This is a genomic window from Streptomyces sp. H27-H5, from assembly GCF_026627505.1.
GTDB lineage: Bacteria > Actinomycetota > Actinomycetes > Streptomycetales > Streptomycetaceae > Streptomyces.
On the sequence record NZ_JAPNLK010000048.1, the window covers coordinates 14,920 to 41,058 of the forward strand.

Here is a 26,139-nt window from a genome sequence, read left to right on the forward strand (position 1 = left end):
CGTAACGCTTCGGCCTGGACACGGCCCGGGCGTCGCCTCCCCTCGCTACCATCTGCCGGGTGAGCGACGACGTACCGCTGCTGGACGATCTGATGCCCTGGGCCGTGGGTTCCCTGCGTCTGGGGCGGGGCTGGGTGACGGCCCCCGAGCCCTCGACCCTGCGGGCCCGCTGGACGGCCCTGGCCGGCGCCGAAGGGGCCGAGCGCGAGAGGTTGTTCCGTCCGACCCGGGCCCGTACCCCTGCCTCCGGGGCCGCCGCGCTGCCCGGGCAGCGGTCCGCGTCCACGGCCCGTTTCGCCGAGGCGCCGGGGCCGTTCCCGGACCCCGTACGGGTGCTGACCGCACCGTTCGACGAGCAGTGGCTGCTGCCGGACCAGCGGCTCATCGACCGGGCCCGCCCCGAGCTGTGGCGGGTCCGCGACGCTCACCAGCTGTTCGTCGTGGAGACGCCGGAACCGCTGGTCACCGCCCATCTCCCGGCCGGTCGGCTCGGCCGGATCCGCCCGCTGCACCGGCGCCCCGGCGCCGCGGAGCCCAACCTGGCACCGGGTCTGCTGCACCTGCTCGGCGAGCGGCTCGGCGGTTGGGTCACTCCCGAGGACGTGCTGTGCTGGGTCCTCGCGGCGGGCCGACCCGGGGCCCGGGGCGCGTACGAGGTCCCGCTGGCGGCCGACCCGGAACGCTGGCGGGCCGGGCTGGAGCTCGGGCAGCGCCTGCTGACCGTCCAGTTGCGCGGGGCGCGCGGCGGTGAGCCGCCCCGGCTGCCCGGCGGGCGGCGGCCGTACGTCCGCTCGGCGGTCACGGCGTGGCCGCAGGAGCTGTCGTACGACCCGGACACCGAGACCCTGGGCCTCGGGGACGGGACCATCTCCCCCGTGCCGCCGGGAGCGTGGGAGCAGGAGTCCCAGGGCGAGCGGGTGTTGGAGTCCTGGTTCGCCGCCCGGACCGCGCACCGCTCGGACGGTGTCGACGGGCTGGAGGCGCTGGGGCCCGGGGAGTGGCCGCAGTCATGGACCTCGGAGCTGTTGGCGCTGGTCACGAGCCTGGCGCTGCTGGCCGATCTGGCTCCGGAGCGGGCGGCGTTCGAGCCCGGTCCGTCGATCACGGCCAGCGAGTTGGAAGCCCTCGGGGTGCTGCCGCCGCCGCGCGGGGCCCGGCGGCCGGCCTCGGTGTTGGACCACCGGGAGGAGGGCCCGGGCGGCCAGTTCGCCCTGCTGTGAACCCGAGCGGGGGTGAACCCGAGCGCGGCGGCGGACCCCGATCCCGCCCGCTCACGCCCCCCAGGCGCCGAGCAGCCGGGTGATCCAGCGGTCGAACAGCTCGTCCGGCTCGACCATGTCGGCGGGGACGGAGGGCAGCGCCGTGAGGGCGCCGGCCAGCCGCGGGTAGTCCCCGCTCGCCAGCCGGGACCCGAGCCACGCCGCCCGTACGCCCTGCTCCTCGGCCTCGCTCCAGGGCAGGGCGCGGGCCCGCTCGGCCAGGGCCAACTCGCCGCCCACGTAGGTGGCCACGGTGCCGTTGACGGCGGCGACCAGTTCGAGTTTCCGCCCGTCGGGCGCGTCCAGCGGCTCCAGGCAGGCCAGGCTGTGTTCCAGGTACCGCAGGGCGTGCGGGCTGAAGCCGTAGACCGGGGTGAGCAGCCGGGGCAGCCACGGGTGGCGGCGCATCAGGTCGCGCGTCTGGCCGGCCAGCGCGAGCATGTCGGACCGCCAGTCGCCGGTGGGCGGGGTCAGTTCGTACTCCCCGCTGACGGCGTCGACCATCAGCTCGTACAGGTCCTCCTTGCGCGGCACGTAGTTGTACAGGGACATCGTCCCGGCCCCGATCCCGGCCGCGACGCGGCGCATGGAGACGGCCTCGATCCCTTCCGCGTCGGCGATCCGCACGGCCTCGGCCGCGATCGACTCGCGGCTGTGGGCGGGGCGGGGGCCCCGGCCCGCGCGTTGCGGGCGGGCCCAGATCACTTCGGGTTCAGCGGGGCGGCCGCTGGGGGTCATCGCTCATCACCTCGTTCGTCGCCTCCATCCTAGTTACGTACACCGTACGCAGTGGGGTAGGGTGCCACACATGACGACTACGTACGCTGTACTTAGTGAAGGTCTGGAGAAGTCCTACGGTGAGGTGCGCGCCCTGCGCGGGCTCGATCTGGCCGTACCCGAGGGCACGATCTGCGGGCTCCTGGGCCCCAACGGCGCCGGCAAGACCACCGCGGTCCGGATCCTCACCACGCTCACCGCCCCCACCGCCGGGCGGGCCCTGGTCGCCGGGCACGACGTCACCCGCGCCCCGGGGGCCGTTCGCCGCAACATAGGGGTCACCGGCCAGTACGCCTCGGTGGACGGAGACCTCACCGGCCGGGAGAACCTCCGGCTCTTCGCCCGCCTCGCCGGGCTGCGCGGGGCCGCCGGCCGGGCCCGCGCCGACGAACTGCTGGAACGTTTCGAACTCACCGAAGCCGCCGACCGCACCGCCTCCACCTGGTCGGGCGGCATGCGGCGGCGCCTGGACCTGGCCGCGGGGTTGATCGCCCGGCCCCGCGTGCTGTTCCTGGACGAGCCCACGACCGGCCTCGATCCGGCGGCCCGCGACCGGATCTGGACCGCGGTTCGAGAACTCGTCGGCGCAAAGGGCCCGGGCGGCGGGGGCACGACCGTGCTCCTCACCACCCAGTACCTGGAGGAGGCGGACCGGCTCGCCGACGACATCGTGGTGGTGGACGGCGGCCGGGCCGTCGCCACCGGCACCCCGGCCGAACTCAAGTCCCGGATCGGCTCCCACGCCGAGGTCACCGTCACCCACCCCGACGCCCTCACCGGCGCGGCGGCCGTGCTGGACCGGCTCACCGGGGGCCGGCCCGTCCTGAACGGGGAACGCCTCACCGTCGGCGTGACCGTGCCCGACACCGGGCTGACCCTGCCGCGGATCATCCGCGCCCTCGACACGGCCGGCATCCCGGTCACCGACGCGACCCTGCGGCCACCCACCCTCGACGAGGTGTTCCTGCGCCTCACCCGGGTCCGCGAGGCCTCACCCGAGAAGGAGCACGCGGCATGAGCACCCTGCTGTCCGACGGCGGAGCCGTCGTCACCCGCCAGTTGCAGAAGGCCCGGCACTCGCCCGCGCTGTTGGTGCTCACCCAGACCATGCCGATCATGATGCTGCTGTTCTTCGGCTACGTGTTCGGGAGCGCGCTCGCGATGCCGGGTTCCGAGTACCGCGCGTTCCTGCTTCCGGGCCTGCTCGCCGCCACCGCCGCGAACGGGCTGATGACGGGCCTGTTCACGGCCGCACAGGACGCACATCGTGGGGTGACGGACCGGTTCCGCACCCTGCCGATGAGTCGGACCGCCGTACCCCTCGGGCAGATCACCGCCGACCTGCTGACGACGGGGGTGTCCATGGTGCCGCTGATGCTGGTGGGGATCGCCATGGGCTGGCGGATCGAGAACGGGCTACCGGGCGCGCTGGGGGCCCTCGGGGTGCTGCTGCTCTTCCGCTTCGCCTCGGCCTGGGTGGGCACCTACCTCGGCCTGCTCAGCAAGAGCGAGGAGGCCGCCGGTCAACTCGGCGGCGCCACCTTCGTCCTGCCGATGCTGTCCAGCGCCTACCTGCCGACCGCCGGACTGCCCGGTTGGCTGCGGACGGTCGCCGAGTGGAACCCGATCAGCGCCGTGGCCGGCGCCGTGCGCGCCCTGTGCGGCAACCCGGGCGGGGAGCCGGCGGCCGGGGCCGCCTGGCCGGCCGCGCACCCGGTGGCCGGGGCGCTGCTCTGGTCGCTCGTCATCCTGGCCGTCTTCGTGCCGCTGGCCACCCGCCGGTTCGCGCGCGGTCAGGACTGAGACGCGGTCGGGACCGGGACGTCGTCGGGACCGGGACGGGTCAGGACCGAGAGCAGGGGCGGAGCGGCCGGGCGGGGGGGGTGACAGATCCGGGTCGGACCGGGTAGGCAGGCTGCCATGACCCCCGACTCACGCCCCCAGGATCCGCTCCCCCTCGACGGTGTCACCGTCGTCGCCGTCGAACAGGCCGTCTCGGCCCCCTTCGCCACCCGCCAGCTCGCCGACCTCGGTGCCCGGGTGATCAAGGTCGAGCGCCCCGACGGCGGCGACTTCGCGCGTGCCTACGACACCGCCGCGAAGGGCCTGGCCTCGCACTTCGTGTGGGCCAACCGGGGCAAGGAGTCGCTGGCGCTCGACCTGAAGGACGCGCGTGGCCGGGAGGTCCTGCACGCGTTGCTCGCCGGTGCGGACGTCTTCGTCCAGAACCTCGCCCAGGGGGCCGCCGCCCGGCTCGGGCTGGACTCGGCCGCGCTGTGCGCCCGGTACCCGCGGCTGGTGGCCGTGGACGTCTCCGGCTACGGGGCCGAGGGGCCCTACGCGCACAAGCGCGCCTACGACATGCTCGTGCAGTGCGAGGCGGGGCTGGTGTCGGTGACCGGAACCCCGGAGCGACCGGTCAAGGCGGGGATTCCGGCCGCGGACATCGCGGCGGCCATGTACGCGTTCTCGGGGGTGCTCGCCGCGCTCCTGCGCCGCGGGATCACGGGGCGCGGGGGCCGGGTGGAGGTGTCGATGCTGGACGCCCTCGCCGAGTGGATGGGGCACCCGCTGCACCACACGATGCACGGCGGGGAGCAGCCCGTGCGGACCGGTCTCGCCCACGCCGTGATCGCACCCTACGACGCCTACCCGACCGCGGAGGGGGACCGGGTGCTGCTGTCGGTCCAGAACGACCGCGAGTGGCGACGGTTGGCCGAACAGGTGCTGGAGAGGCCGGAGTTGGCGGACGATCCGGCGTTCGCGACGAACGCGGCCCGCACCCTGGGCCGGGAGCGGACCGACGCGGTGGTGGCCGGGGCGCTGGCCGCACTGGACGCGGACGAGGCGATCCGGAGGCTGGAGGCGGCGGGCATCGCCTGCGCGCGGCTGAACTCGGTGGCGCAGGTGGCGGCGCATCCGCAGTTGGCGGCGCGCGACCGCTGGCGGGAGATCGGATCGCCCGCGGGTCCGCTGCGCGCGCTGTTGCCGCCGATCGGGCTGCCGGACGGCGCGCCGGCGCGGATGGGTGCGGTACCCGCGCTCGGCGAACACACCGATGCCCTGCTGCGCGCCCTGGGGATGACGGGCGCGCAGATCACGGCTCTGCGCCAGGACGGCGTGGTCGCCTGAGGTGGGCCACACCGGAAGAACACCGATGGCGCCGATGACGTCGACGAGACCGACGACACCGGTGACACCGGGAACACGTACTGGGCCGGGTGGGCGCGACCGGGACAACCGGCCGCGTTCTGGGGGCAGTTACGAGCGGCGGCTGCCGAAGAGCGTGCGACGCAGTCGGCGCAGCGGCGCGAACAGCGCCACGCGTGCGCTCCGGCTCCGCTGGACGTGCGCGTGATCGCGGGCGGTGAGCTCGCGCATCAGCAGCGTCGCCTCGGCGGTCTCGTGGTGCGGGACGGCGGGACCGCCCAGCACGGCGAGATGGCGGTCGAGGCGCGAGCTGGTCGCGCTGCTCCCGCAAGTGATGGCAGGCACGCGAGGCGGCCTGCTGCGCATTGCTATCTGTTCCATGTCTCTCCCCACCCGTACGAGGGCACCCGGCCCGGGCAGGTTAACCCTATCGCCCCCGCGTCGCGCCCGGGTATCCCGGTGGTGTGAATTACCCCTATACCTACGGGGAGTTGACGATTACTCACCGGAGTCAATCGTCACTCTCCGCACAGAATGGGCGGAATTGACGCCCCCTCGGAAGCCGCGCCGGTTCATACGGGGAGTCCTGTCGTGACAGGGGCCACACGGCGCACACTGCGCTAACTTGGAGTGATCGTCCGGTAACACGTTCGGGGGGCTCGGATGAGTGGGAATGCGGATGAGGACGGGCGTGTCATCGCCGGCCGGTACCGGTTGCTGGGCCCCCTGGGTCGCGGCGGCATGGGGATCGTCTGGCGGGCTCGCGACGAGATGCTGGGTCGCGAGGTCGCCGTCAAGGAGGTGCGGGCACCCGCCGGACTGGACACCGCCGAGGTGGAGCGGTTGTACCGGCGCCTGGAGCGCGAGGCCTGGGCGGCGGCCCGGGTCTCGCACCGCGGGGTCGTCACCGTGTACGACGTGGCGAGCGAGGGCGGCCGTCCCTGGATCGTGATGGAGCTGATCCGCGGGCTGTCCCTGGCGGAGGTGCTGGAGGGCGAGGGGCCCATGCCCCCGCAGCGGGCCGCGCACATCGGCGAGCAGGTACTGGCCGCGCTGCGCTCCGCGCACGAGTCGGGGGTCCTGCACCGGGACGTCAAGCCCGCCAACGTACTGGTCGCCAATGACGGCCGGGTGGTGCTGGGCGACTTCGGCATCGCGAGCCTGGAGGGTTCCTCCGCCATCACCATGACCGGCGAGGTGGTGGGCTCCCCCGAGTTCCTGGCCCCGGAGCGGGCTCTGGGCCGCGAGCCGGGTCCCGCGTCGGACCTGTGGTCGCTCGGCGTCCTGCTGTACGCGGCCGTCGAGGGGGCCTCGCCGTTCCGGCGGGACACCCCGCTGTCCACGCTGCAGGCGGTGGTGGACGAGGAGTTGGCCCCGGCGCGTCGGGCCGGCGCGTTGGAGCCCGTGCTGGAGGGGCTGTTGCGGAAGGATCCCGCCGAGCGGCTGTCGGCGGCGGAGGCTTCCCGGATGCTGCGGGTGATCGGCGCGGGGGGTACGGCGCGGGCCGCCGGCGGACCGGTGTCGGGGTCTTCGTCGGGGCCGGTGGCGACGGCCGTGCACGGGCACGATCGGGACGCGGGGTCCCGGGCCGCGACGCCGCCGATGCCCCTGCCGGTACCACCGGGGTCGGGCACGGCGCCGACGGTGGTGTCCGCCTCGGGGGCGACGCCCCCGCGGGGGCGGGCCGGAACGGTGCTGACGGTGGGCATCGTGGTGCTGCTCCTGGCGCTGGTCCTGCTGGGTTGGCTGCTGTGGAAGGACGACGGGGACACGGCCGGGGCTCCCGCGGGCGGGGCCGGCGGTTCGGGTCCCGCGGCCACGCGGTCGACGCCGTCGCCGTCCGCCTCGACCGCCCCCTCCCCTTCCCCCTCCGCTTCCGCCTCGGCATCGGCGTCGGCGAGCGCCGGAGCGCCCGCGCAGAAGGTCATCGTGAACGTCCACACCCTGCGCGGCCGCTACGTGGGCAGTTGCCCGCCGGCCCCGGTCGACGCGCCCGCCTTCACCGGCACCGTGGAGGTGGCGCGGGTTCCCGCGGAGTTGGAGTACCGCTGGGTCACCCGGGGCGGGTCGGAGCCCCGCTGGCAGGACCTCTCGTACGAGGCGAACGGTGCCACGACCCGGCAGGTCGACCACGTCGAGGCGGGCCATCGCGCCGGCGCGACCCTCGACGACGCGGTCCGGTTGGAGGTGCGGGGCCCCGCGCGGGTGACCTCGCCGTGGCTGGAGTTCTCCGTGACCTGCGAGAAGGAGACCCCGACGGGCGGGGCCTCCTCCCCCGGTCCTTCCGGTTCACCGGGCTCCCCGGGCCCGACGCCGTCGCCGGCGCCGAGCCCGGGGGTCACGCTCTAGACGGGGCCCGGGTCAGGCCTGGGAGGCGAAGGACGGCAGGTAGCCGCCCGACTGGCCGGCCGCGGTCGGGTGGTAGGACTCCCCGATGTTGGTCCAGTTGACGCTGTGCAGCCACGGGCTGCCGGAGCAGATCTCGTGGCCCGTGAAGGCGCCGGCGACCGAGGCGAAGGTGAAGCCGTGGTCGGCGGCCCGCTTGGCGACGGCGGCGTTGAGGTAGTCGGCCGCGCCGTTGATGGCGGCGCGTTCACCCTCCGTCAGGCCGGTGACGCAGGATCCGTTGAGCTTGTAGAAGCGGGGATAGCCGAGGACGACCACGTGGGCGCCCGGGGATCGGCCGGAGACGGCGTCGTAGACCTGGTCGAGCTTGCCCGGGAGGGTGGAGTCGACGTAGGCCTTGGCCTGGTTGACGCGGTTGACGCAGGTGGACTCCGACTGGAGCACACAGGTCGTCATGACGTCGGAGAAACCGGCGTCGTTGCCGCCGATGGTGATGCTGACGAGGTCGGTGCCGGAGTTCAGCGGGGCGAGTTGGTTGGCGAGGACGTCACCCGTTCGGGCACCGGAGCAGGCGACGAAGGAGAAGGTCTGCGGGGAGTGGGCGGCGGCCCAGAGGGCCGGATAGGCGCGGCTGGTGCGCTTGCAGTTGCCGCTCGAACCGTCGTAGTTGCCGGCGCCGACGCCGGACGAGTACGAGTCGCCGAGCGCGACGTAGCCGAAGTCGGCCCGGGCGGAGGCGGCCGCCTGACCGGCGCCGAACAGGGCGGCGCCCGCGGCGAGTAACAGGGAGGAGGTGAGGGCGGCGAAGCGCGACATTCTCTTGCTCATGTGTGCGGCTCCTTGTGGGGGTTACTCCTGAGTCCGTGGTACAAGCAGCCGCGCATTTCTGGAAGTGTCCATGCCAAGAATGTTCGGGGCAGGCTTGCGCCGGAATCTTCACTCCCCATGCGTTTGAAGAGGGAACCTGAGCACCCGTTCCGGCGAAACACGGGTGCACGGGGCCAGTTCGTGCCGGATCATGGGCGCCATGCCAGCCAACCCGCACGAGGCCCTGCCGATCAGGCTCAACGTAGACGACAGCGACTCGCCGTCCGACGTCGTCGACGCCCTGTTCCTCGGCCGGTTCGCCTCCGGCGAGCAGCCTTACTCCCAGAGCGTTTCCATCGAACGAGTGAAGGCCGAAGCGACCCTGCTGCCGGCCGGGGCGACGGTGCTGCGCTCGGCGCGCGACACCGACCGCAGCGCCACTCTCGCGGAGGGCGAGGGCTGGACCGTGCTCGTGTCGCGTTGGAGTCGCGGCGCGGACGTGACGGTGACGGCCGTCAGCGACGAACTCGCCACCAGCGTGCTCGGGGAGGCCACGGACGGGGCGCAGGACGAGCCCGAACCCCAGCCGGAGAACGTCACGATGGGGTTCTGGTACGTCTCCCCGCGCCGCGGGCCGTACCGCACGACCCGGCAGATCGCCGCCGGCACCTGGCCCGAGGTGCGCTCGAACTACACGGCGCCGGTGGCCGGGGCGATGGACCGGCTGATGAAGGTCACCCCCGACGACATCGCGGGCCGGCTGCTGTTGCTGCACGGCCCGCCCGGCACCGGGAAGACCTCGGCGCTGCGGACGCTGGCGCGGTCGTGGCGGGACTGGTGCCAGGTGGACTGCGTCCTGGACCCGGAGCGGCTGTTCAACGACGTGGGCTACCTGATGGACATCGCGATCGGCGAGGACGAGGGCACGGCGAAGGGCCGTTGGCGACTGCTGTTGCTGGAGGACTGCGACGAGCTGATCCGCGGCGAGGCCCGGCACCAGGCAGGGCAGGCGTTGTCGCGGCTGCTGAACCTGACGGACGGTCTGCTGGGCCAGGGCCGCAACGTCCTGGTCGGCGTCACGACCAACGAGGACCTGGAGCGGCTCCACCCGGCAGTGGTCCGGCCGGGCCGCTGCCTGGCCCGCATCGAGGTCGGCCGACTGACGCACCGCGAGGCCGTGGACTGGCTCGGCACCGACGAGGGGGTCTCCCGCGAGGGCGCCACCCTGGCCGAGTTGTTCGCCCTCCGGCGGGGCGCCGGGCCGGCCGCGCTGCTGCCCCCGCAGGGGCACGGGACCGAGGCGGGGCTGTACCTGTAGTGCGGGCCGCGTCGGGGCGGTGCCGCCCCCGCGCCGGCGGGGCGGGGACAATGGCGCCGTAGTCGCAGCCCCGGCGGCGGGGCGAGCCCGCCGCGGGGAGGACCCACCGAACAGGAGAGTGCCCCGTGCCCGAGCCGGCGCAGGAGAATCCGTACCCCGACAGCCTCACGCCGGGCGAGGGCCCCGAGCCGCACCCGCAGCTCGCGCCGGTGCTGGCCCTGCTGGGGCGTTGGCACGGCCGGGGGCGAGGCGAGTACCCGACCCTGGAGCAGGGTTTCCGGTACGAGCAGGAGATCACCTTCAGCCACGACGGCAGGCCCTTCCTGCGGTACGAGTCGCGGGCCTGGCTGATCGACGAGTCCGGTGCGCCGCTGCGGCCCTCGGGGCGGGAGAGCGGCTGGTGGCGGGTCATGCCGGACGCCTCGCTGGAGGTCACGCTGGCCCACCCGACCGGGATCGTGGAGACGTACGTGGGCCGCGTGTCCGGCACGGAGATCGAGATCGAGACCGATCACGTGGAGCGGACCCCGCAGGCGAAGGAGGTGACCGGCATGAGGCGCCGGTACTCCTTCGCCGACGGGGAGTTGACGATCACGCAGGAGATGGCGGCGATGGGGCAGCCCCTGCGGCACCACCTCCGGGCGGAACTGGGACGCCACAAGGTCTGAGGCCGGGCGCGGTGCCGGGCGCCGCGGCCCCGGCACGACCCGAAAGAGCCCGGAAGAGCCCGGAAGGGCCCGGCCTACTTGCCGTACCGGGCCCGCAGCGCGTCCAGGGCGGCGGCCGTGGCCTCGTCGAAGGTCAGCCCCAGCCGGTGGGCCCGCTCCGCGTACGCCTGCGCGGCGGTGGCCGATTCCCGGGAGGCCGAGTCGTCCGCGGCCGCGACGAGGGTTCCGTTGCGGCCCCGGGTCTCGACGACTCCGTCCGCCTCCAGCGCCCGGTACGCCTTCGCGACCGTGTTCGCCGCCAGTCCCAGTTCCTCCGCGAGGGCGCGGACCGTGGGGAGCCTGAACCCCACGGGCAGCCGCCCCGTCCGGGCTCCCTCGGAGATCTGCGCGCGCAGTTGCTCGTAGGGGGCGGCGGCGCCGGCCGAGCCGTCGATCTTGATCTTCAGGTGCGCGGGAGTCGGGGTCACGCGGCCGATTGTCTCCCATCGCCCGCGTAATTCGGAGGCGTCCCCGCTCGGATCGTCCTAGCGTCGGCGCCATGACCCTCACCATCCGCGACCTGCGCCCGGGCGACCCGCTCGACGCCGAGGCCGTCGCCGCGGTGCGCCGCGCCGCACTCCCGTTCATGATCGCCAATGGGGCCGGGGTGGCCCACGAACTCGCCTCCGCCCACCCCGCCAAGCGCTACCGGCTGCTCCTCGCGCAGACCGGGGACGGCCGGGTCGTCGGCACCGCCCAGGTCGGCATCGCGCACGACAGCGCCGAGCCGGGCGCGTCCTTCGTCAACGCGTACGTCCATCCCGACCACCGGGGACGCGGAGCCGGGACCGCCCTGCTGCGCACGGCGGAGGAGCACCTCCTCGCGCAGGGCGCGGTGGAGACGTACGCCTGGGTCATGGACGAGCCCGGCCACCGGGCCTTCGCCGAGCGGCACGGCTACCGCGCCGGTCGCTCGGCCCACTTCCTGCGGCTGGACCTCGGTTCCGCGGTCCTTCCCCCGTACCCGGCCGAGCTGCCGCCGGGGGTGGAGCTGCGCCCCGGTTCCGCCTTCGTCGACGATCCGCGCCCGCTCTACGAGGCCGACGCGGCGGTGAGCCGGGACGAGCCGGGCGACCTGCCGGTGGAGCTGGACGACCACGAGGACTGGCTGAGCGGCGTCTGGCACGACCCCTCGCTCGACAAGGAGCTGACCACGGTCGTCCTCGTCGGCGGCGAGCCGGCCGCGTTCACCGCCGCCCGGACCGACGGCACGGGCCGCTACGCCTCGGGGATGACCGGGACCCTGGCGGCCCACCGGGGCCGCGGCCTGGCCAAACTCGCCAAGATCGATTCCCTGCACCGGGCCGTCGCGGCCGGCTGCACGGAGGCCTTCACGGGCAACGACGCCGAGAACGGCCCGATGCTCGCGATCAACTCGTGGTTCGGATACGAGATCTGCGCCACCGAGACCCGTTTCACCAAACGTCTGGAGCCCACGGCACGATGAGCGAGCGCGTCGACGTCACCCTCACCAAGGCGGGCCGCACCAAGATCCGCTATCCGGCCGAGCTCCTCGCCGACACCGGCGACCGGATCTCCGTACGTGCCCCCTGGGCGGCCGCGACCGTGCGCGACTTCGGGTTCGTGCGCTTCGAGCCGGGCGACGTGTTCACCGAGCACTTCTGGCGCGGCCGCTGGTACGCGGTCAAGGAGGTCCGGACGGGCGACGGCGTCCTGAAGGGCTGGTACTGCGACATCACCCGCCCGGCCGTGGTCCGGGACGGCGAGATCCTGGTCGAGGACCTGGACCTGGACCTGTGGGTGTCGGCGGACGGGGCCCTGGTCCTGCGCCTGGACGAGGACGAGTTCGAGGCGAGCGGACTCGTCGCGAGCGACCCGGAGGCCGCCGAGGAGGCGGTCCGCACGCTCGGCGCCCTGGAGCGCCAGTCCCGCACGCCGGCCGGTCTGGCCGCGCTCCTCGGCTGAACGGACGCGGCCTCGCGGCACGCCCCGGCACGTCCCGGGGCACGTCCCCGAGACATGTCCCCGAGGTGGTACGGGCGTGTTCCGGAGGCTGTGCGGGCGTGTTCCCGGGGCTGTGCGGGCGTGTTCCTGAGGTGGCGCTTGTCCCTGCCTTAAGCGCGCCCTAAGGATCTCCGATCGGCGGTGGATCCGGGCCGAACGGGGGTTTCGGGGGGCTAGCTTGGCCGAGCCAGGGAGGGCCCAGGCGGCGCCGCGACCCGTGAGGGACGGCGTCGGCCCGGCCGACTCGCACCGGCCCGCCCCTGACGTGTTCAGCCCGTTCCGCCGTCTTGTCCAGAGGAGTTCCATCCATGCGCCACGCACGCCGTACCGCCGCCCGAATCGCCGCCGTCGGTCTGGCCCCGCTCGCGGTGGCCGCGTACGCCGCCGTGCCCGCGGCCGCCCACGGTTCGATGACGGACCCGGTGAGCCGGGTGGCGGCGTGCTACGCGGAGGGCCCGGAGTCCCCGAAGTCGGCCGCCTGCAAGGCGGCGGTGGCGGCGAGCGGGGCGCAGGCGTTCTACGACTGGAACGCGGTGAACATCGCCAACGCGGCCGGCCAGAGCAAGTCCCTCATCCCGGACGGGCAGTTGTGCTCCGCGGGCAACGCCAAGTACAAGGGCCTGGACCTGCCCCGCGCCGACTGGCCGGCCGGTTCGATGACCTCGGGCGCGCACACCTTCCGCTACAAGGGCACCGCCCCGCACAAGGGGTCCTTCGAGCTGTACGTGACGAAGGACGGCTACGACCCGACGAAGCCGCTGAAGTGGTCCGACCTGGAGTCGAAGCCGTTCGTGAAGGTCACCGACCCCGGCATGCAGAACGGTGACTACGTCTTCTCCGGCACCGTCCCGAAGAAGAGCGGCCGCCACCTCGTCTACAGCGTGTGGCAGCGCTCGGACAGCCCGGAGGCCTTCTACAGCTGCTCCGACGTGGTCTTCGGCAAGGACAACGGCGCGGGCACCGGCACCGGCACCGGTGGCGCGCAGCCCACCGGCAAGCCGAGCACGGGTACCGGCACGGGCACAGGTACCGGTACGGGTAGCGGCCCGAGCGCGAAGCCGGGCACCGGTGGGAACGGCAAGCCGTCGAAGGCGCCCGGCAAGCCGGGCACCAAGCCCGGTACGGGCGTGCCCGGCACCGACGAGGACTGCCCCCTGGCGAAGGCGCCCACGGACCAGCAGATCGCGGCCGGCGCGGTCAAGTCCTCGGTGGAGCACCACGGTCACGGTGACGACGACCCGAAGACCAACGCCGAGAACGCCGCCGCTCCCCTCCTCGCCTCGGAGTCCCCGGTGACCCCCAAGGACGGCAACCTCGCGGAGACGGGCGGCAACAGCGCCACCCCGGCGATCGCGATCGCCGGGGCCGGCGCCCTGGCCGTGGGCGCGGCCGCGCTGTTCGGGGCGGCCCGCCGCCGGAGCGCCGCGGGCCGCCACGGCCGCTAGCCCCGGTCGTCACGTCACGTCAGGCCGTCCGGACGGACCGCCCGTGCCTCGTCACTCGAAGACCGAGGCGCAGGTGGTCCGTTCGGCGTGTGCCGGGTCGAGTGCGTTGAGCGCCTCGTGCCAGGCGATGCGGTCGGTCAGGCCGATGGTCACGTGCTCGGAGAGGTCCAGGGCGCACAGGTCCTGGAGCACGACGTTGCGTACGTTCGACCCGTCGAGGAAGCCGCTGCGGTAGGGGGTGACCACCTCGTCGTAGCGGGTCGCGATCACGGTGTACTTCACGCCCGGGACGGTGTCCCCGCCCTCGTTGAGGCGGGTGATGAAGGCCGAGCCGGCGATCTGGTCGGCCAGGCCGGGGGTCGCGGAACTGATCAGGTCCTCGGCGCCGGGGAAGTACGGGAGCAGTCGCGTCAGCCCGCTCAGGGTGGTGCCGTGGTTGTCGGGGGCGAGTCCGACGAGGGCGTTGACCTTGGCGGCTCCGCCCAGGAACTTCAGGTAGTGGCGGGGCATCATGCCGCCCTGGGAGTGGCCGACGAGGTCGGCCTTGGCGGCTCCGGTGGCGGCGAGCACCTTGTCGACGAACACGTCGAGTTGGGCGGCGGACTTCTCGATGGGGCCGAGGCCGTTGAAGAAGGGGACGCCGGGGAGCTGCCCGTAGTCGAGGGAGTAGACGCAGTAGCCGCGGTTCACGAGGTACGGGGCGAAGCCGAGCCAGTTGTCGACGGAGTTCCCGAAGGTGCCGTGGACGAGGACGACGGGGCGGGGGTGGGCGGCCGTCGGCCGACAGGACCAGTTGTTCCAGCCGCTGCCGGGTGCCGACGCGGCCTGCGCGGCGGGGGTGGTGGGGGCGACGAGCGCGGCGGTGGTGAGGGCGAGGACGGCCAGCGGGCGGAGCAGTCGTCTCCAGGGCAGCATCGTGTGATCTCCTTGCGGGTCAAGGGGAAAGAGCGTGGGGGTTCGTCCCGTGATCCGGATCACAAGGGGGGCTGCTGCCGTTAAATTACGGGCGAGTAGCAAGACTTGGAAGTTACGCGTCGGTAAAAACTCGCGTGTCGAGGCTCCCGCCGGCCCCGCACCAGAAGAATGACCCGCATGTACACGGTCCCCGGCTCCGGAACCGCCCTGGCCACCCCGCCCGACCTGGCGGTCGATCCGCTGGTCGCCGCCGTCACCGAGATCGCGGTGCGCGTGTTGCGCCCGTGCGTGGAGGAGACCGCCGAGGCGGGGGTGCCGCGTTCGCACCTCGACGCGCTCGCGGCGGGTGGCGCGTACGGGCTGATCGCATACGAACCGGATCCCGCGAGCGGGGTCACCGCGGAGCGGGAGTCGGGCGGGTGGCGGCTGTCGGGGCGGGTGCCGTGGATGACGGTCTGGGGGCTGGCCGACGTGGTGTACCTGGGCGCCCTCGGCGCCGCTGTGGGCGATGCGGGGTACGCGCACGGCGGCCGTCGAGGTCCGGGGCGTCTTCGTGCCGGACGCCGAGGTGGTGGTCCGGGAGCCGCGGGCCGGCTGGCTGCGGGCGTACGACCTGGAGAACGCCGATGCCCAGCCCGCCGTCTTCGGGCAGTTGCGCGCCACCGCGGACTTCCTGCTCGCCTTCGAGGGTACGAGGACCTCGGGCTGCGGATCGCGGACCGGGCCGCCCGGCTGCGCGCCGAGGCGTACGCGCTGCGGGACGAACTCCCGCCCGGGCAAGGGCCCGCGGACCGGCTGCGCCTGCGGGCCGAGAGCCTTGACCTGGCGGTACGGGCCGCCGCGGCCTGTGTGGCGGTGGCCGGCGGGCGCGCGATCCAGTACGGCAACACGGCGGGTCGGCTCTCGCGGGAGGCGCAGTTCCACCTGATCCAGGCCCAGACCGGCGGGCTCAAGCGCGAGGTGGCCCGGCTGATGCTGGACGGGCCCTGATCCACCGACGCGGCCCTGGGGCCCGCCGCGTCACGAGGCCCTGCCGAGGCCGGCGGGATGCCGGACCGCGCCCGCCCCGAAGGTGGCCGCCGGGCGGACCGTGCCCGGGCCGAAGCGGGCGTTGGCCCGGTCGACGGCCGCCTCCACCGTCAGCCGGGATTCCCGGACCGGGTCCAGGGAGATCTGCCGGGCCACGCGTTCGGCGCCGGTCAGGTCCTCGGCCCGGAGCACCATCCCGGTCAGCCGGGCCCGTTGCAGGCCCGCCGCGTCCATCAGCCGGTACGCCGCGGTGCGCAGGTCCTCGTCGTGTGCGGAGGGTTCCGTGAGCCGCCGGGCCTTCTCCCAGCGGGTGCCGCCCGCGAAGCGCAGGGTCAGGGACAGGGAGCGGGCCGCCTGGCGGCGCCCGCGCAGGAGCGCGCCGAGCCGGACGACCAGGGCGAGCAGGGCGGCCCTGGCGTGCGGGCCGTCCAGTTCCTCCCGGGCGAACCCGCTCCTGACGGCGGCCGAGGAGGGCAGGTCGCGGGGGGTCACCGGGCGCGGGTCGACGCCCCGGGCGCGCTCGGCGACCAGCCGACCGGTCCGCTTGCCCAGGATCCGTTCGACGACGCCGGGCGGGACCCGGGTGAGGGCTCCCACGGTGTGCAGTCCGTAGCCGCGCAGTGCCTCGGCCTGTCGGGAGCCGAGCCCGTGCAGCGCCTCCACCGGCAGCGGCCCGAGGAAGCCGGCCACCGCGTCCGGGTCGTCGGGGACGGCCAGGATCCCGCCGGGGCCGGGGATCCGGGCGGAGGCCATGGCCGCGAGGGCCCAGGTCGCGGCGACCCCGATCCGCACGTCCGTGCCCAGTCGGGCCACCGCGCGCAGGCGGACCACCTCGGCGATCCGGGCGGCCTCGATGCCGAAGTACCTTTGCGCTCCCCGCACTTGGACCAGGGCGGCGCGGGGCGGCAGGGCCTGGACGAGCGGGGAGAACTCCCGCAGCAGTTCCAGGACCTCCCGGTGGCCCTCATCGGTGAGGGCCGGGGCGCACCGTACGTGCAGGATCGCGCTCATCCCGCGCTCCCCGGGCTGGAGTGCCAGAGCTTGCGGCCGGTCGCGGCGCCCTCGCCGGGCGGCCGGAGGTCGGCCCACGGGTTCATCTCGTAGCCGTTCGCCAGGTGGATGCGGCGGCCTTCCGGTGCGCCGTCCGGCTGGGGGGCGCGCTCGCGGGCCGGTTCGGACAGTCGGGCGGTGACCGCCTCCAGGCCGTCCTCCCCGCGCAGTTCGACCAGCTCGGACAGGTTCCAGGCGGCCGCTCCGACGATGCTCAGGCTCTGGGGGCCGCGGCGCTGTACGACGCCTCGGACCAGCAGCAGGAAGGAGTGGAAGACGGTGTGGGCGCAGGCCTCGTGGCTGTCGTCGAAGAAGGCCAGGTCGACCAGGCCGGTGCCGTCGTCGAGGGTGGTGAAGATGACCCGCTTCCCGGATCGGATCGGCGGGGTCTGGGTGGCCGCCTTGGCGCCGGCGACCAGTACCGTCCGCCCGTGTTCGACGTCGCGCAGCCGGGCGGCCGGGACCACGCCGAGTTCGGTCAGGAAGGCCTGATGGTCGCCCATGAGGTGGCGCGAGGCGTCCATGCCGAGGACGCCGAGCTCGGCGCTGAGGCGTTCGCCGTCGGTCAGGTCGGGCAGGCCGACGGGTGCGGTGGACCGGCCTCCTTCCAGCGGGAGTTGGGTGTTCGCCCGGGCGCCGGCGGCTCGTTGCGCCCCGTGCAGTTCGGTCAAGTGCAGCAACAGGTCACGGCGGTTCGCGCCGAAGGCGTCCAACGCCCCGACCTGGGCGAGTCGTTCGGCCACGGGGCGGCCCGGGTGGGCGCGGTCCCAGAAGTCGCGCAGGGAGGCGTACGGCTGTCCGGCCTCGATCCGGGCCGCCTCGGCCTCGCCGATGCCGTGGACGTCGGCCAGGGCCAGCCGGAGCCCCCACCTCCGATCGGACACCAGTTCGATACGGTGGGCGACCGCCGACCGGTTCACGTCCAACGGCAGCACCGGCACGCCCCGTCGGCGGGCGTCGGCCAGCAGCAACCGCTTCGGGTACATCCCCGGGTCGTGGGTGAGCAGCCCGGCGTAGAAGGCGGCCGGGTGGTGGGCCTTGAGCCAGGCCGACTGGTAGGTGGGCACGGCGAAGGCCACCGCGTGCGCCTTGCAGAACCCGTACGAGCCGAAGGCCTCCACGATCTCCCAGGTCCGGGCGATCACCTCGGCCGAGTAGCCGCGCGCGCTCGCCGTCGCCGCGAACCAGACCTTGATCCGGCCCTGCGACTGCGGGTCGGACAGTCCGCGCCGCACGCGGTCCGCCTCGTCCCGACCGCAGTCGGTCATGACGTGCACGATCTCGATGATCTGCTCGTGGAAGACCACCACCCCGTACGTCTCGCGGAGCGCCTCCGCCAGGTCCGGGTGCGGGTAGCGCGCCGGGGCGCGGCCGTGCCGGGCCTCGATGAAGGGCCGCACCATGTCGGCGGCCACCGGCCCCGGGCGGAAGAGCGAGATGTCGACGACCAGGTCCTGGAAGGTGGCCGGCTGGAGCCGCCCCACCAGGTCCCGCTGGCCCGGGGACTCGATCTGGAAGCAGCCCAGCGTCTCGGCCGAGCGGATCAGCTCGTACGTGGCCGGGTCGCACGGCGGGACCTGCGCGGGGTCGTCCAGGTCGAGCTCCTCGCCGGTGGCGCGCCGGAGTTCACCGACGGCGTGGGCCATCGCCGACTGCATCCGCACGCCGAGCACGTCCAGCTTGAGCAGCCCCAGCTCCTCCACGTCGTCCTTGTCGAACTGGGACATCGGGAAACCCTCGACACCGCTCGGGACGACCGGGGTGCGGGCGAGCAGCGAGGCGTCGGACAGCAGCACCCCGCACGGGTGCATGGCGACCCCGCGCGGCAGTGCGTCCAGCGCCTCGACCAGCTCCCAGAGCCGGCCGTACGACTCCCCCCGCACGTCCCGCAGTTCGGGGAGTTCGGCGAGGGCCGTGCGGGCATCGCGGGCCCGGATGTGCGGGAAGGCCTTGGCGAGCCGGTCGACGGCGGCCGGGTCCATGGACAGGGCGGCGCCGACGTCGCGGATGGCGTGCCGGACCCGGTAGGTCTCGGGCATGGACACGGTGGCGACGCGTTCGGCGCCGAAGCGGTCGATGATCCGCCGGTAGACCTCCAGCCGGCGGGCGGACTCCACGTCGATGTCGATGTCGGGCAGGACGTGCCGGCGCTTGGACAGGAAGCGCTCCATCAGCAGGCCGTTCGCGACGGGGTCGGCGTGCGCGATCCCCAGGAGGTGGTTGACGAGGGACCCGGCGCCGGAGCCCCGGGCGGCCACTCGGATGCCCATCTCCCGTACGTCGTCGACCACTTGGGCGACCGTCAGGAAGTACGAGGCGAAGCCGTGGTAGGCGATGACGTCGAGCTCCCGGTGCATCCGGTCCCAGTACGCGTGGTCGTCCGCGTACCCGCGGAGCACCATGCCGGCGGAGGCCCGGGAGGCGAGCACCCGCTGGGCGGTGCGATGACCGGCGCCGACGAGCCGGGCCTCCGGGAAGTGCACGGAGCCGATGCCCAGGTCGTCCTCGGGGTCCACGGCGCAGGCGTCGGCGGTGCGCCGGGTCTCGGCGAGCAGCCGGCGCGCGTCGGTGGGGCGCAGGCCGGCCGCCCGGGCGATCCGGTCGGCGACCTCGGCCATGGCGGCGGGGTCCTTGAGCCAGCGTTCGCCGCTGTCCAGGCGCTTGCGGGGATCCACGGGGACCAGTCGGCGGGCCGCGTCGAGGACGTCGGCGATCGGGCCCTGGCCGGGATCGGCGTAGCGGACGGCGTTGGTGATCACGGCCGGGACGCCCTGTTCGACGGCGAAGCCGACCGTGCGCGCGGCGAGGCGCAGCGAGCCGGGGCCCGTGTCGACGTCGGCGCCGGCGCGGCCGTGGTGGACGGCCTCCAGGCGCAGCGCGTCCCCGTACAGCTCCCGCCAGGGCGCGAGCAGCCGCGCGGCCCGGTCGGGGCGGCCCGCGGCCAGCGCCCGGCCGACCTCGGAGTCGGGGCCGAGCAGGACGAACACGCCGCTCAGCCCGAAGGAGCCGAGTGCCTCGCGCAGGGCGTCCCAGGTCACCAGCGGGACCTCGGGGGCGACCGCGTGGGCGGCGGTGACCAGTCGGCAGAGCTCGGCCCAGCCGGCGGCGCCGTCCCGGGCAAGGAAGACGGCCCGGGCGGCGGACTCGTCGACGAAGGCGCCGCCCCTGACGGGGGTGCGGCGGCGGAAGGAGGCCTCGGCGCGGGACGTCCCGCCCCCACCGGCCCCCGCGCCACCGGAGAACCCGGCCCCCGCACCACCGGACAATCCGGCGCCCGACGGCGGCGAGTCGGCGGCGGGGGCGACCGCGAGGTTCACTCCGAACAGCGGCCGGACCCCGGCTCCCGCGGCGGCCTTCGCGAACCGCACCGCGCCCGCGAGGGTGTCGCGGTCGGTGAGGGCGAGGGCGTCCATGCCCCGCTCCGCGGCGCGTTCCGCGAGTCGTTCCGGGTGCGAGCCGCCGTAGCGCGCGGAGAACCCCGAAACGGTGTGCAGATGCGTAAAACCAGGCACCCGCGGCCTCCTGCTTCGCTCGATACCCCCGACACTCCTTCGACCTCCCCTCTCCACCATAGAGCAATTCGAATACGCGTGCGAAACAGTTGTTCGATCACCGGGTGGGGGACCCGTCCGGAGACCGTCCGCGAGACCCGCCCGGGAGGCCCGTCCCACCCGGTCCGGACGGGCCCGCGGGACCGGCTCCCGCGTCATCCGTTCGGCCCGCCCCTGCTGCGCCCCTCCCCCGATACGCCGAGCGTGTGAACATGACCCAGACCACCTCCACAGGTCCGCCCGGCGGCTTCCTCGCCGAGATCAAGGACGCCGTGACCGCCCGGGCCGCCCTGCTGGTCCTGGGAGTGCTGGCCCTCCAACTCGCCTTCATCACCTCGTACATCGGGGCCTTCCACCACCCCGTGCCCAGCGAGATCCCCCTCGCCGTGGCCGCTCCCGCGCGAGGGGTAGCCGACCGGTACGCCGAACAGCTCGACACCCTGCCCGGCACACCGCTCGACGCCCACGCGGTCAAGGACGCGGACACGGCGCTCGCGCGGGTACGGGACCGTGAGGTGGACGGCGCGCTGATCGTCGACCCGACCGGGAAGACCGACGAGCTGCTGGTCGCGAGCGGCGCCGGGGCCTCCCTCTCCCAGGCCGTCGAGGAGGTCGTCGGCCGCGCCGAGAAGGCCGCCGGGCGCAGTGTGCGGTTCCGCGACGTCGCCCCGGCCGCCCGGGGCGACGCCCGCGGTCTGAGCTCCTTCTACCTGGTCGTCGGCTGGTGCGTGGGCGGCTACCTGTGCGCCGCGATCCTCGCGATCAGCGCCGGCGCCCGGCCCGCGAACTCCGCCCGCGCCGTCGTCCGGCTGGGCGTCCTGCTCGTGTACGCGATCGTCGCCGGGCTGCTGGGCGCGGTCATCGCGGGTCCCGTCCTGGGAGCGCTGTCCGGAAACATCATGGCCCTGTGGGGCCTGGGCGCCCTGGTCGTCTTCGCCGTCGGCGCGCTCACCCTGGCCCTCCAGGGGCTGGCGGGCGTGGTCGGCATCGGCCTGGCCATCCTCCTGGTGGTGGTCCTCGGCAACCCGAGCGCGGGCGGCGCCTACCCGTACCCGTTGCTGCCGCCGTTCTGGAGGACCATCGGACCGGCCCTGCCGCCGGGCGCCGGCACGTACGCCGCCCGCTCGATCGCGTACTTCCGGGGCAACGGCGCGGGCGGCCCGATGCTGGTGCTGGCCTGCTGGGCGCTGCTCGGCTCGGCCGTGACCCTGGCCTGCGCGATGTTCCACAAGGGGAAGGTCGGGCCCGCGGTGGGCAGCGGGATCGACGACGGCCCGCAGGACCCCGCGTCCTCCGCGGGCGCCTCCGACCGGTGACCGGCCCGACGGCCCGCGCGCGCCCCGACGGCGGCGCTCAGAAGTAGTCGGCCGGGTCCGGGACGCGCAGGAAGCGGGTGGCGAGGTCGACGTCGGTGTCGTGGACGAGGAACCCGAGCCGGTCCCCGTCGGGCGCCCGGTACTCGACCATCTGCATGCCGGGCCGCCAGGAGGACCGGCGGGTCGCGCGGCCCCCGCCGGGCAGCTCCACCGCCCGGCGGGCGGGCCGCTTGAAGACCGGCCCGCCGGTCGGGCCCGTGCTCAGCGTCCCGTACGCGAAGCCCGTGCGGCCCAGCCCCTCGCGCCATTCGACCCGGCAGGAGAGGGCGGTCCGCACTCCCGCGGCCACACCGGCGGCCCGGTGCGCGGCCAACCGGCGACGCGCCAGGTGGACCACCCCCAGGCCCGCCGCCGCGCCGAAGGCCGACCCCACCAGATCGACGAACATGCCCGCGCCCCCGCTTCCCGACCGACTTCCCATCGGCCCAGCCTAGGCCTGGATCGGCACGTCCCGACCATCGACCGGCACGGCCCGGCCCTCGACGGGCACGTCCTGCGCGGTGTGCACGACCTCCCCCGCCACCACGACGGTCCGCGCGACGGTCCCGGGGATGGACTCCGCCGGGATCTCCAGGATGTTGCGGGACAGCACCACGAAGTCCGCCGCCTTGCCCACCGTCAGGGAGCCGCGCTCGGTGTCGAGGAAGTTGGCGTACGCGGAGCCCATCGTGTAACCGTGCACGGCGGTGGCCACGTCCACCGTCTCGCCCGGCTGCCACGGGTCGCCGCCGTCCAGCGGCCGGCGCGTCACCGCCGTGTAGATGCCGATCATCGGGTCCATCTCGGCGACGTTCCAGTCGCTGGAGAAGGCCAGCACCGCACCCGCGTCGTGCAGGCTGCGCATCGGCCACGCCTTGTGCCAGCGGTCCTCGCCCACGTTCTCCGCCCAGTCCTGGCCCGGGCCGGCGATCTCCGGGGCGCAGTGCCGGGGCTGCATGCAGGCCACCACGCCGAGTTCGGCGAAGCGCGGCACGTCCTGGGGGTCCAGGCACTCCACGTGCACCACCTGGTGGCGGGCGTCGCGCGGCCCGTTGACCGCCCGGGCGTGCTCGACGGCGTCGAGGACGGTGCGGATGCCCCGGTCCCCCGTGGCGTGCACGAAGCACTGGAAGCCGCGGGCGTCCAGCCCGGTCAGCAGCTCCGCGAACTCCTCGGCCGGGTAGAAGGTCTCGCCGCGGTGGGCCCCGCATCCGGTGTACGGCTCCAGCAGGGCGGCCGTGCGCGGTTCCACGACGTCGTCGATGTACAGCTTCAGAGGGCCGACCCGCAGGCGGTTCCCGGAGTACATCCGGGCGCAGGCGGCGAAGAGGTCGAGTTCCTCGTCGCTCGTGCCGCGCGGGTGGAAGAGGGCCGCGACGATCCGGGACCTCATCCGGCCTTCCGCGCGGGCCCGTTCGAAGAGTTCAAGGTCGTCCAGGGAGTTCTGCGGCTCCACCACCGTGGTGATGCCGAAGCGGATCGCGTCGTCGAGGCTCTTGGCGAGCCGCCCGTACTGGCGGTCCGGGGAGGCCCACGGCACGCCCAGTTCGCGCAGTGCCCGGTGTCCGTCGCGGGAGAGTCCCTTGATGGCGAAGTCCTTGACGAAACCGGTGGGTTCGCCCGTGGCGCGATCGACGGCGGCGGTGCCGAAGGGCAGGTCGACCTGGTCCCGGGAGACGCCGAGGCGACGCATGGCGGCGGTGTTCAGCCAGGCCGTGTGGACGTCGTACGAGAGCACGATCGCGGGGGTGTCGCCGGTGACCGGGTCCAGGTCGGCGGCGGTCGGCATCCGGCCGCCGGGGATGGCGGAGTAGTCGAAGGCCTCGGCCTCGATCCACTCCGCGTCCGGGTGGGCCTCGTGCCACGCGCCGATCCGGTCGAGGATCGCGTCGAGCGTGCGGACCCCGGCGAGTTGTACGCACGCGTCGTCGGAGCCGAGGCGTACGTGGTTGTGGGCGTCGATGAAGCCGGGCAGCACCAGCCGCCCGCCCGCGTCGATGCGCTCGGTGTCGGGGCCGGCCCAGGCCTCGGCCTCGGCGTCCGGGCCCACCCAGACGATGGTGCCGTCGTGGACGGCGAGGGCCTCGGCCTCGGGCAGGTCCGGGTCCACGGTGTGGATCCGGGCCCCGGTGAGCAGCAGGTCGGCGGCGATGGGGTGTGACATGGGGTGGTGCTCCTGTGGCAGCGGAGGGGTGGTGTACGGGAGGGTCAGGCGGCCGGGGTGGGGGCGGGTGCGCGCCGGACGAGGGCCCAGTAGGCGAGTCCGGAGACGACCGAGCCGAGGAGGGTGAGGTCGGCGCCGCCGAGGGGGGCCACGAGGGGGCCGGTCCAGAGCTCGGAGTCGCAGGTCAGGGCGGCGAAGAGCATGCCGGCGAGCAGGGCGGCCATGCCGGCGGGGTGGTAGCCGGCCCGGTACCAGTAGGCGCCCGCGTTCCCGGCGTGCAGGGCGTCGGAGTCGTACCGGCAGCGGCGCAGCAGCATGTCGGCGAGGAACACCCCGCCCCAGGGCGCGAACACGATGATCAGCAGGGAGAGGAAGGACAGCAGCGAGGTGGTGAAGTCGGTGAGGAAGAGCGCGGCGAGCGAGCCGACGGCGGTCACGGCGGCGCTGATCACGATGGCCCTGGAGCGGCTCCACGGGATGCCGAGGACCTGGAGGTTCAGGCTGGAGGAGTAGAGGGTGATGATCGAGTTGGTGACGGAGCCGCCGAGCACGAGCGCCAGGAACACGGTCTGGAACCAGCCCGGCAGCAGGCTCTCGGCGCCCGCGACGGCGTCGGTCATGTCGGTCTGGGTGGCGGCCGCCACGCCGGCGACGCCGAGGGCCACGGAGGAGATGAACCCGCCGAGCGCCCCCATCCAGGTGATCGACCTCAGCGTGGTGGTCCGGGGCAGGTAGCGGGTGTAGTCGGCGGGCATCGGCAGGTACGAGAAGGGGCCGGCCAGCATCACGACGAAGGCCAGGCTCCAGCCGGACAGTCCGGGGCCGGCGGCGGGCGCGGAGGTGTCGGCGCCGGGCAGCACGAAGACGAGCAGCGCGCCGAAGCCGACGGCGAGGACGTACGCCATCCAGCGCTCGGCGAACTGCACGGTGGCGTGGCCCCACATGGCGACGGCGAAGGTCAGCGCGAGGGTGACGCCGAGGGCGAGGGCCCGGATCGCCGTGCCCCCGCCGAGGCCGACCTCGCTGAAGAACACCTCCAGCGCCAGGGTGCCGACCACGGTGTTGACGATGGTGTAGCCGATGCTCACCACCCAGTTGAGGACGCCGGCGGGGAAGTTGCCGCGCACCCCGAAGGCGGCGCGGGAGATCACCAGGGTGGCGGTGCCGGTGCGGATGCCGCTGAGTCCGGCGGCGCTGACGGCGAAGAAGGAGAGTCCGCTGAGCACGACCACGAGGGTGGCCTGCCAGAAGGAGAGGCCGAAGGCGACGGCGAGGGCGCCGTTGATCACGTAGGTGAAGGTCAGGTTCGATCCGAACCAGAGCCAGAAGAGGTCCTTGGCGCCGCCGTGGCGCTCGGCGTCCGGGATGGGGTCGATGCCGTGCGTCTCGACCTTGAAGACCTCGTCGACGTCGGCCGCCGTCTCCTGCCGTCTCGTCTCCGGCCGGCTCGTCTCCTGCTGTGTCATCCGCCGTACCCCTGACCTTGGCACTCTCGGCCCTTCCAGACCTTGAATGGCGTTCTAAGTTCTTGAATGACATTCAAGATGCGCCGCCTCCGGGGGCCGCGTCAAGACCCTGTCCGGGATAAGGTCCGACCAGGCAAGATCGGGAAGGCGGGAGCGGTGGCGGGAGCGGCACGGCGGCGCGACGGGCAGATCGCCCAGGAGCGGATGCTGGAAGAGGCCATGGCGGCGATCGCCGAGGACGGGCTGGCGACGCTCACCATGTCGGCGCTGGCCGAGCGGCTCGGCACCAGCGGCGGCCACATCCTGTACTACTTCGGCAGCAAGGACCGGCTGCTGCTTGAGGCGCTGCGCTGGAGCGAGACGCAGCTGACCGCCGAACGCACCGAACTGCTGGGCCGCCGGCTCACCGCCCACCGCAAACTCGCCCTGTTCGTGGAGCTGTACCTGCCCCGCGGCCCCCGAGACCCGCGCTGGACGCTGTGGATCGAACTGTGGGCCCGCACACCCTCCAACGAGCCCCTCCAGGCCGCCCAGCGGGAGATCGACGACGGCTGGCAGCGGGACCTGGAGGCGCTGCTGGACAAGGGCGTGCGGCAGGGCCGGTTCGCCGCCGACCTGGACGTGCCGGCCCGGGCCTCGGAACTGCTCGCGCTGCTGGACGGGCTGAGCACCCGCGTGGTCCTGGGGCAGCGCGGGGCGGAGCGGGACGTGGCCCTGGAACGGGCCCGCTCGGCGGCGGCCCTGCTGGTCCCGCACCTCTGAAGGCCCGTGCGCCGCACGCACGACGGAGGCCGCCCGGGACCCTGGGGTCCCGGGCGGCCTCCGCTCTCCGGCG

23 protein-coding genes are annotated in these 26,139 nt (G+C 74.0%); 13 read left to right on the forward strand and 10 right to left on the reverse strand.

Annotated features, from left to right (window positions below):
• The first annotated feature begins 59 nt into the window (after positions 1 to 59).
• Positions 60 to 1,220, forward strand: a complete 1,161-nt coding sequence (locus OTB19_RS23415; protein ID WP_420716896.1) for a type ISP restriction/modification enzyme — start codon at positions 60 to 62, stop codon at positions 1,218 to 1,220.
• Between the two features lie 51 nt (positions 1,221 to 1,271).
• Here the strand turns inward: OTB19_RS23415 and OTB19_RS23420 are convergent, their stop codons facing one another.
• Positions 1,272 to 1,997 (reverse strand): TetR/AcrR family transcriptional regulator, encoded by a 726-nt coding sequence (locus OTB19_RS23420; protein ID WP_267800323.1) that lies wholly within the window; start codon positions 1,995 to 1,997, stop codon positions 1,272 to 1,274.
• Positions 1,998 to 2,067: 70 nt separating this feature from the next.
• Here OTB19_RS23420 and OTB19_RS23425 point away from each other — a divergent pair, with 70 nt between their 5' ends.
• The 3 genes from OTB19_RS23425 (at position 2,068) to OTB19_RS23435 (ending at position 5,168) form a co-directional block, all read left to right on the forward strand.
• The gene (locus OTB19_RS23425) at positions 2,068 to 3,054 is read left to right on the forward strand and encodes an ATP-binding cassette domain-containing protein (RefSeq protein ID WP_267800324.1); all 987 of its coding nucleotides are present in this window, start codon (positions 2,068 to 2,070) and stop codon (positions 3,052 to 3,054) included.
• Entirely contained in the window at positions 3,051 to 3,839 is a 789-nt protein-coding gene (locus OTB19_RS23430) for an ABC transporter permease (protein WP_267800325.1), read from the forward strand. The genes OTB19_RS23425 and OTB19_RS23430 overlap by 4 nt, the downstream gene beginning before the upstream one ends.
• A gap of 117 nt (positions 3,840 to 3,956) precedes the next feature.
• On the forward strand, positions 3,957 to 5,168 hold the full coding sequence (locus OTB19_RS23435; protein WP_267800326.1) for a CaiB/BaiF CoA transferase family protein: 1,212 nt from the start codon (positions 3,957 to 3,959) through the stop codon (positions 5,166 to 5,168).
• A gap of 129 nt (positions 5,169 to 5,297) precedes the next feature.
• On the opposite strand, the gene OTB19_RS23440 is transcribed toward OTB19_RS23435, so the two are convergent.
• Complete coding sequence (locus OTB19_RS23440) at positions 5,298 to 5,567, reverse strand: hypothetical protein (protein ID WP_267800327.1); 270 nt, start codon at positions 5,565 to 5,567, stop codon at positions 5,298 to 5,300.
• Positions 5,568 to 5,849: 282 nt separating this feature from the next.
• Between OTB19_RS23440 and OTB19_RS23445 the strand changes: the two genes are divergently transcribed.
• Positions 5,850 to 7,535: a serine/threonine-protein kinase gene (locus OTB19_RS23445; protein ID WP_267800328.1), complete on the forward strand. Its 1,686-nt coding sequence runs from the start codon at positions 5,850 to 5,852 to the stop codon at positions 7,533 to 7,535.
• 12 nt (positions 7,536 to 7,547) lie between these two features.
• On the opposite strand, the gene OTB19_RS23450 is transcribed toward OTB19_RS23445, so the two are convergent.
• The gene (locus OTB19_RS23450; protein WP_324289532.1) at positions 7,548 to 8,360 is read right to left on the reverse strand and encodes an SGNH/GDSL hydrolase family protein; all 813 of its coding nucleotides are present in this window, start codon (positions 8,358 to 8,360) and stop codon (positions 7,548 to 7,550) included.
• A 199-nt stretch (positions 8,361 to 8,559) separates the two neighbouring features.
• On the opposite strand from OTB19_RS23450, the gene OTB19_RS23455 reads away from it, so the two are divergent.
• Entirely contained in the window at positions 8,560 to 9,657 is a 1,098-nt protein-coding gene (locus OTB19_RS23455; protein ID WP_267800329.1) for a DUF5925 domain-containing protein, read from the forward strand.
• A 125-nt stretch (positions 9,658 to 9,782) separates the two neighbouring features.
• Positions 9,783 to 10,325 (forward strand): FABP family protein, encoded by a 543-nt coding sequence (locus OTB19_RS23460; protein ID WP_267800330.1) that lies wholly within the window; start codon positions 9,783 to 9,785, stop codon positions 10,323 to 10,325.
• Positions 10,326 to 10,399: 74 nt separating this feature from the next.
• Here the strand turns inward: OTB19_RS23460 and OTB19_RS23465 are convergent, their stop codons facing one another.
• Positions 10,400 to 10,792, reverse strand: coding sequence for a GntR family transcriptional regulator (locus tag OTB19_RS23465; protein WP_267800331.1), 393 nt, complete (start codon positions 10,790 to 10,792; stop codon positions 10,400 to 10,402).
• 71 nt (positions 10,793 to 10,863) lie between these two features.
• Here OTB19_RS23465 and OTB19_RS23470 point away from each other — a divergent pair, with 71 nt between their 5' ends.
• From OTB19_RS23470 to OTB19_RS23480, 3 genes are all read left to right on the forward strand, one after another.
• On the forward strand, positions 10,864 to 11,811 hold the full coding sequence (locus OTB19_RS23470; protein WP_267800332.1) for a GNAT family N-acetyltransferase: 948 nt from the start codon (positions 10,864 to 10,866) through the stop codon (positions 11,809 to 11,811).
• On the forward strand, positions 11,808 to 12,290 hold the full coding sequence (locus OTB19_RS23475; RefSeq protein WP_267800333.1) for a DUF402 domain-containing protein: 483 nt from the start codon (positions 11,808 to 11,810) through the stop codon (positions 12,288 to 12,290). Before OTB19_RS23470 ends, OTB19_RS23475 begins: the two co-directional genes overlap by 4 nt.
• 347 nt (positions 12,291 to 12,637) lie before the next feature.
• The gene (locus OTB19_RS23480; RefSeq protein WP_267800334.1) at positions 12,638 to 13,774 is read left to right on the forward strand and encodes a lytic polysaccharide monooxygenase auxiliary activity family 9 protein; all 1,137 of its coding nucleotides are present in this window, start codon (positions 12,638 to 12,640) and stop codon (positions 13,772 to 13,774) included.
• Positions 13,775 to 13,825: 51 nt separating this feature from the next.
• Here the strand turns inward: OTB19_RS23480 and OTB19_RS23485 are convergent, their stop codons facing one another.
• Entirely contained in the window at positions 13,826 to 14,689 is an 864-nt protein-coding gene (locus OTB19_RS23485; protein ID WP_267800335.1) for an esterase/lipase family protein, read from the reverse strand.
• Positions 14,690 to 14,866: 177 nt separating this feature from the next.
• Here OTB19_RS23485 and OTB19_RS23490 point away from each other — a divergent pair, with 177 nt between their 5' ends.
• Positions 14,867 to 15,679 (forward strand): hypothetical protein, encoded by an 813-nt coding sequence (locus OTB19_RS23490; protein WP_267800336.1) that lies wholly within the window; start codon positions 14,867 to 14,869, stop codon positions 15,677 to 15,679.
• Between the two features lie 30 nt (positions 15,680 to 15,709).
• Here OTB19_RS23490 and OTB19_RS23495 read toward each other — a convergent pair whose 3' ends face one another.
• Both OTB19_RS23495 and OTB19_RS23500 read right to left on the reverse strand, forming a co-directional pair.
• The gene (locus tag OTB19_RS23495; RefSeq protein ID WP_267800337.1) at positions 15,710 to 16,729 is read right to left on the reverse strand and encodes a DNA polymerase Y family protein; all 1,020 of its coding nucleotides are present in this window, start codon (positions 16,727 to 16,729) and stop codon (positions 15,710 to 15,712) included.
• Positions 16,726 to 20,280 (reverse strand): DNA polymerase III subunit alpha, encoded by a 3,555-nt coding sequence (locus tag OTB19_RS23500; RefSeq protein WP_267800338.1) that lies wholly within the window; start codon positions 20,278 to 20,280, stop codon positions 16,726 to 16,728. Before OTB19_RS23500 ends, OTB19_RS23495 begins: the two co-directional genes overlap by 4 nt.
• A 251-nt stretch (positions 20,281 to 20,531) precedes the next feature.
• On the opposite strand from OTB19_RS23500, the gene OTB19_RS23505 reads away from it, so the two are divergent.
• Positions 20,532 to 21,635, forward strand: coding sequence for a DUF3533 domain-containing protein (locus OTB19_RS23505; protein WP_267800339.1), 1,104 nt, complete (start codon positions 20,532 to 20,534; stop codon positions 21,633 to 21,635).
• Between the two features lie 37 nt (positions 21,636 to 21,672).
• Here OTB19_RS23505 and OTB19_RS23510 read toward each other — a convergent pair whose 3' ends face one another.
• From OTB19_RS23510 to OTB19_RS23520, 3 genes are read right to left on the reverse strand one after another with little or no spacing between them, the layout of a single operon-like run.
• Complete coding sequence (locus tag OTB19_RS23510; protein ID WP_267800340.1) at positions 21,673 to 22,116, reverse strand: hypothetical protein; 444 nt, start codon at positions 22,114 to 22,116, stop codon at positions 21,673 to 21,675.
• 9 nt (positions 22,117 to 22,125) lie between these two features.
• Positions 22,126 to 23,838, reverse strand: a complete 1,713-nt coding sequence (locus tag OTB19_RS23515) for an amidohydrolase (protein ID WP_267800341.1) — start codon at positions 23,836 to 23,838, stop codon at positions 22,126 to 22,128.
• 44 nt (positions 23,839 to 23,882) lie between these two features.
• Positions 23,883 to 25,304, reverse strand: coding sequence for a purine-cytosine permease family protein (locus tag OTB19_RS23520; RefSeq protein ID WP_267800342.1), 1,422 nt, complete (start codon positions 25,302 to 25,304; stop codon positions 23,883 to 23,885).
• Positions 25,305 to 25,460: 156 nt separating this feature from the next.
• Here OTB19_RS23520 and OTB19_RS23525 point away from each other — a divergent pair, with 156 nt between their 5' ends.
• Entirely contained in the window at positions 25,461 to 26,066 is a 606-nt protein-coding gene (locus tag OTB19_RS23525; RefSeq protein WP_267800343.1) for a TetR/AcrR family transcriptional regulator, read from the forward strand.
• Positions 26,067 to 26,139 lie beyond the last annotated feature (73 nt).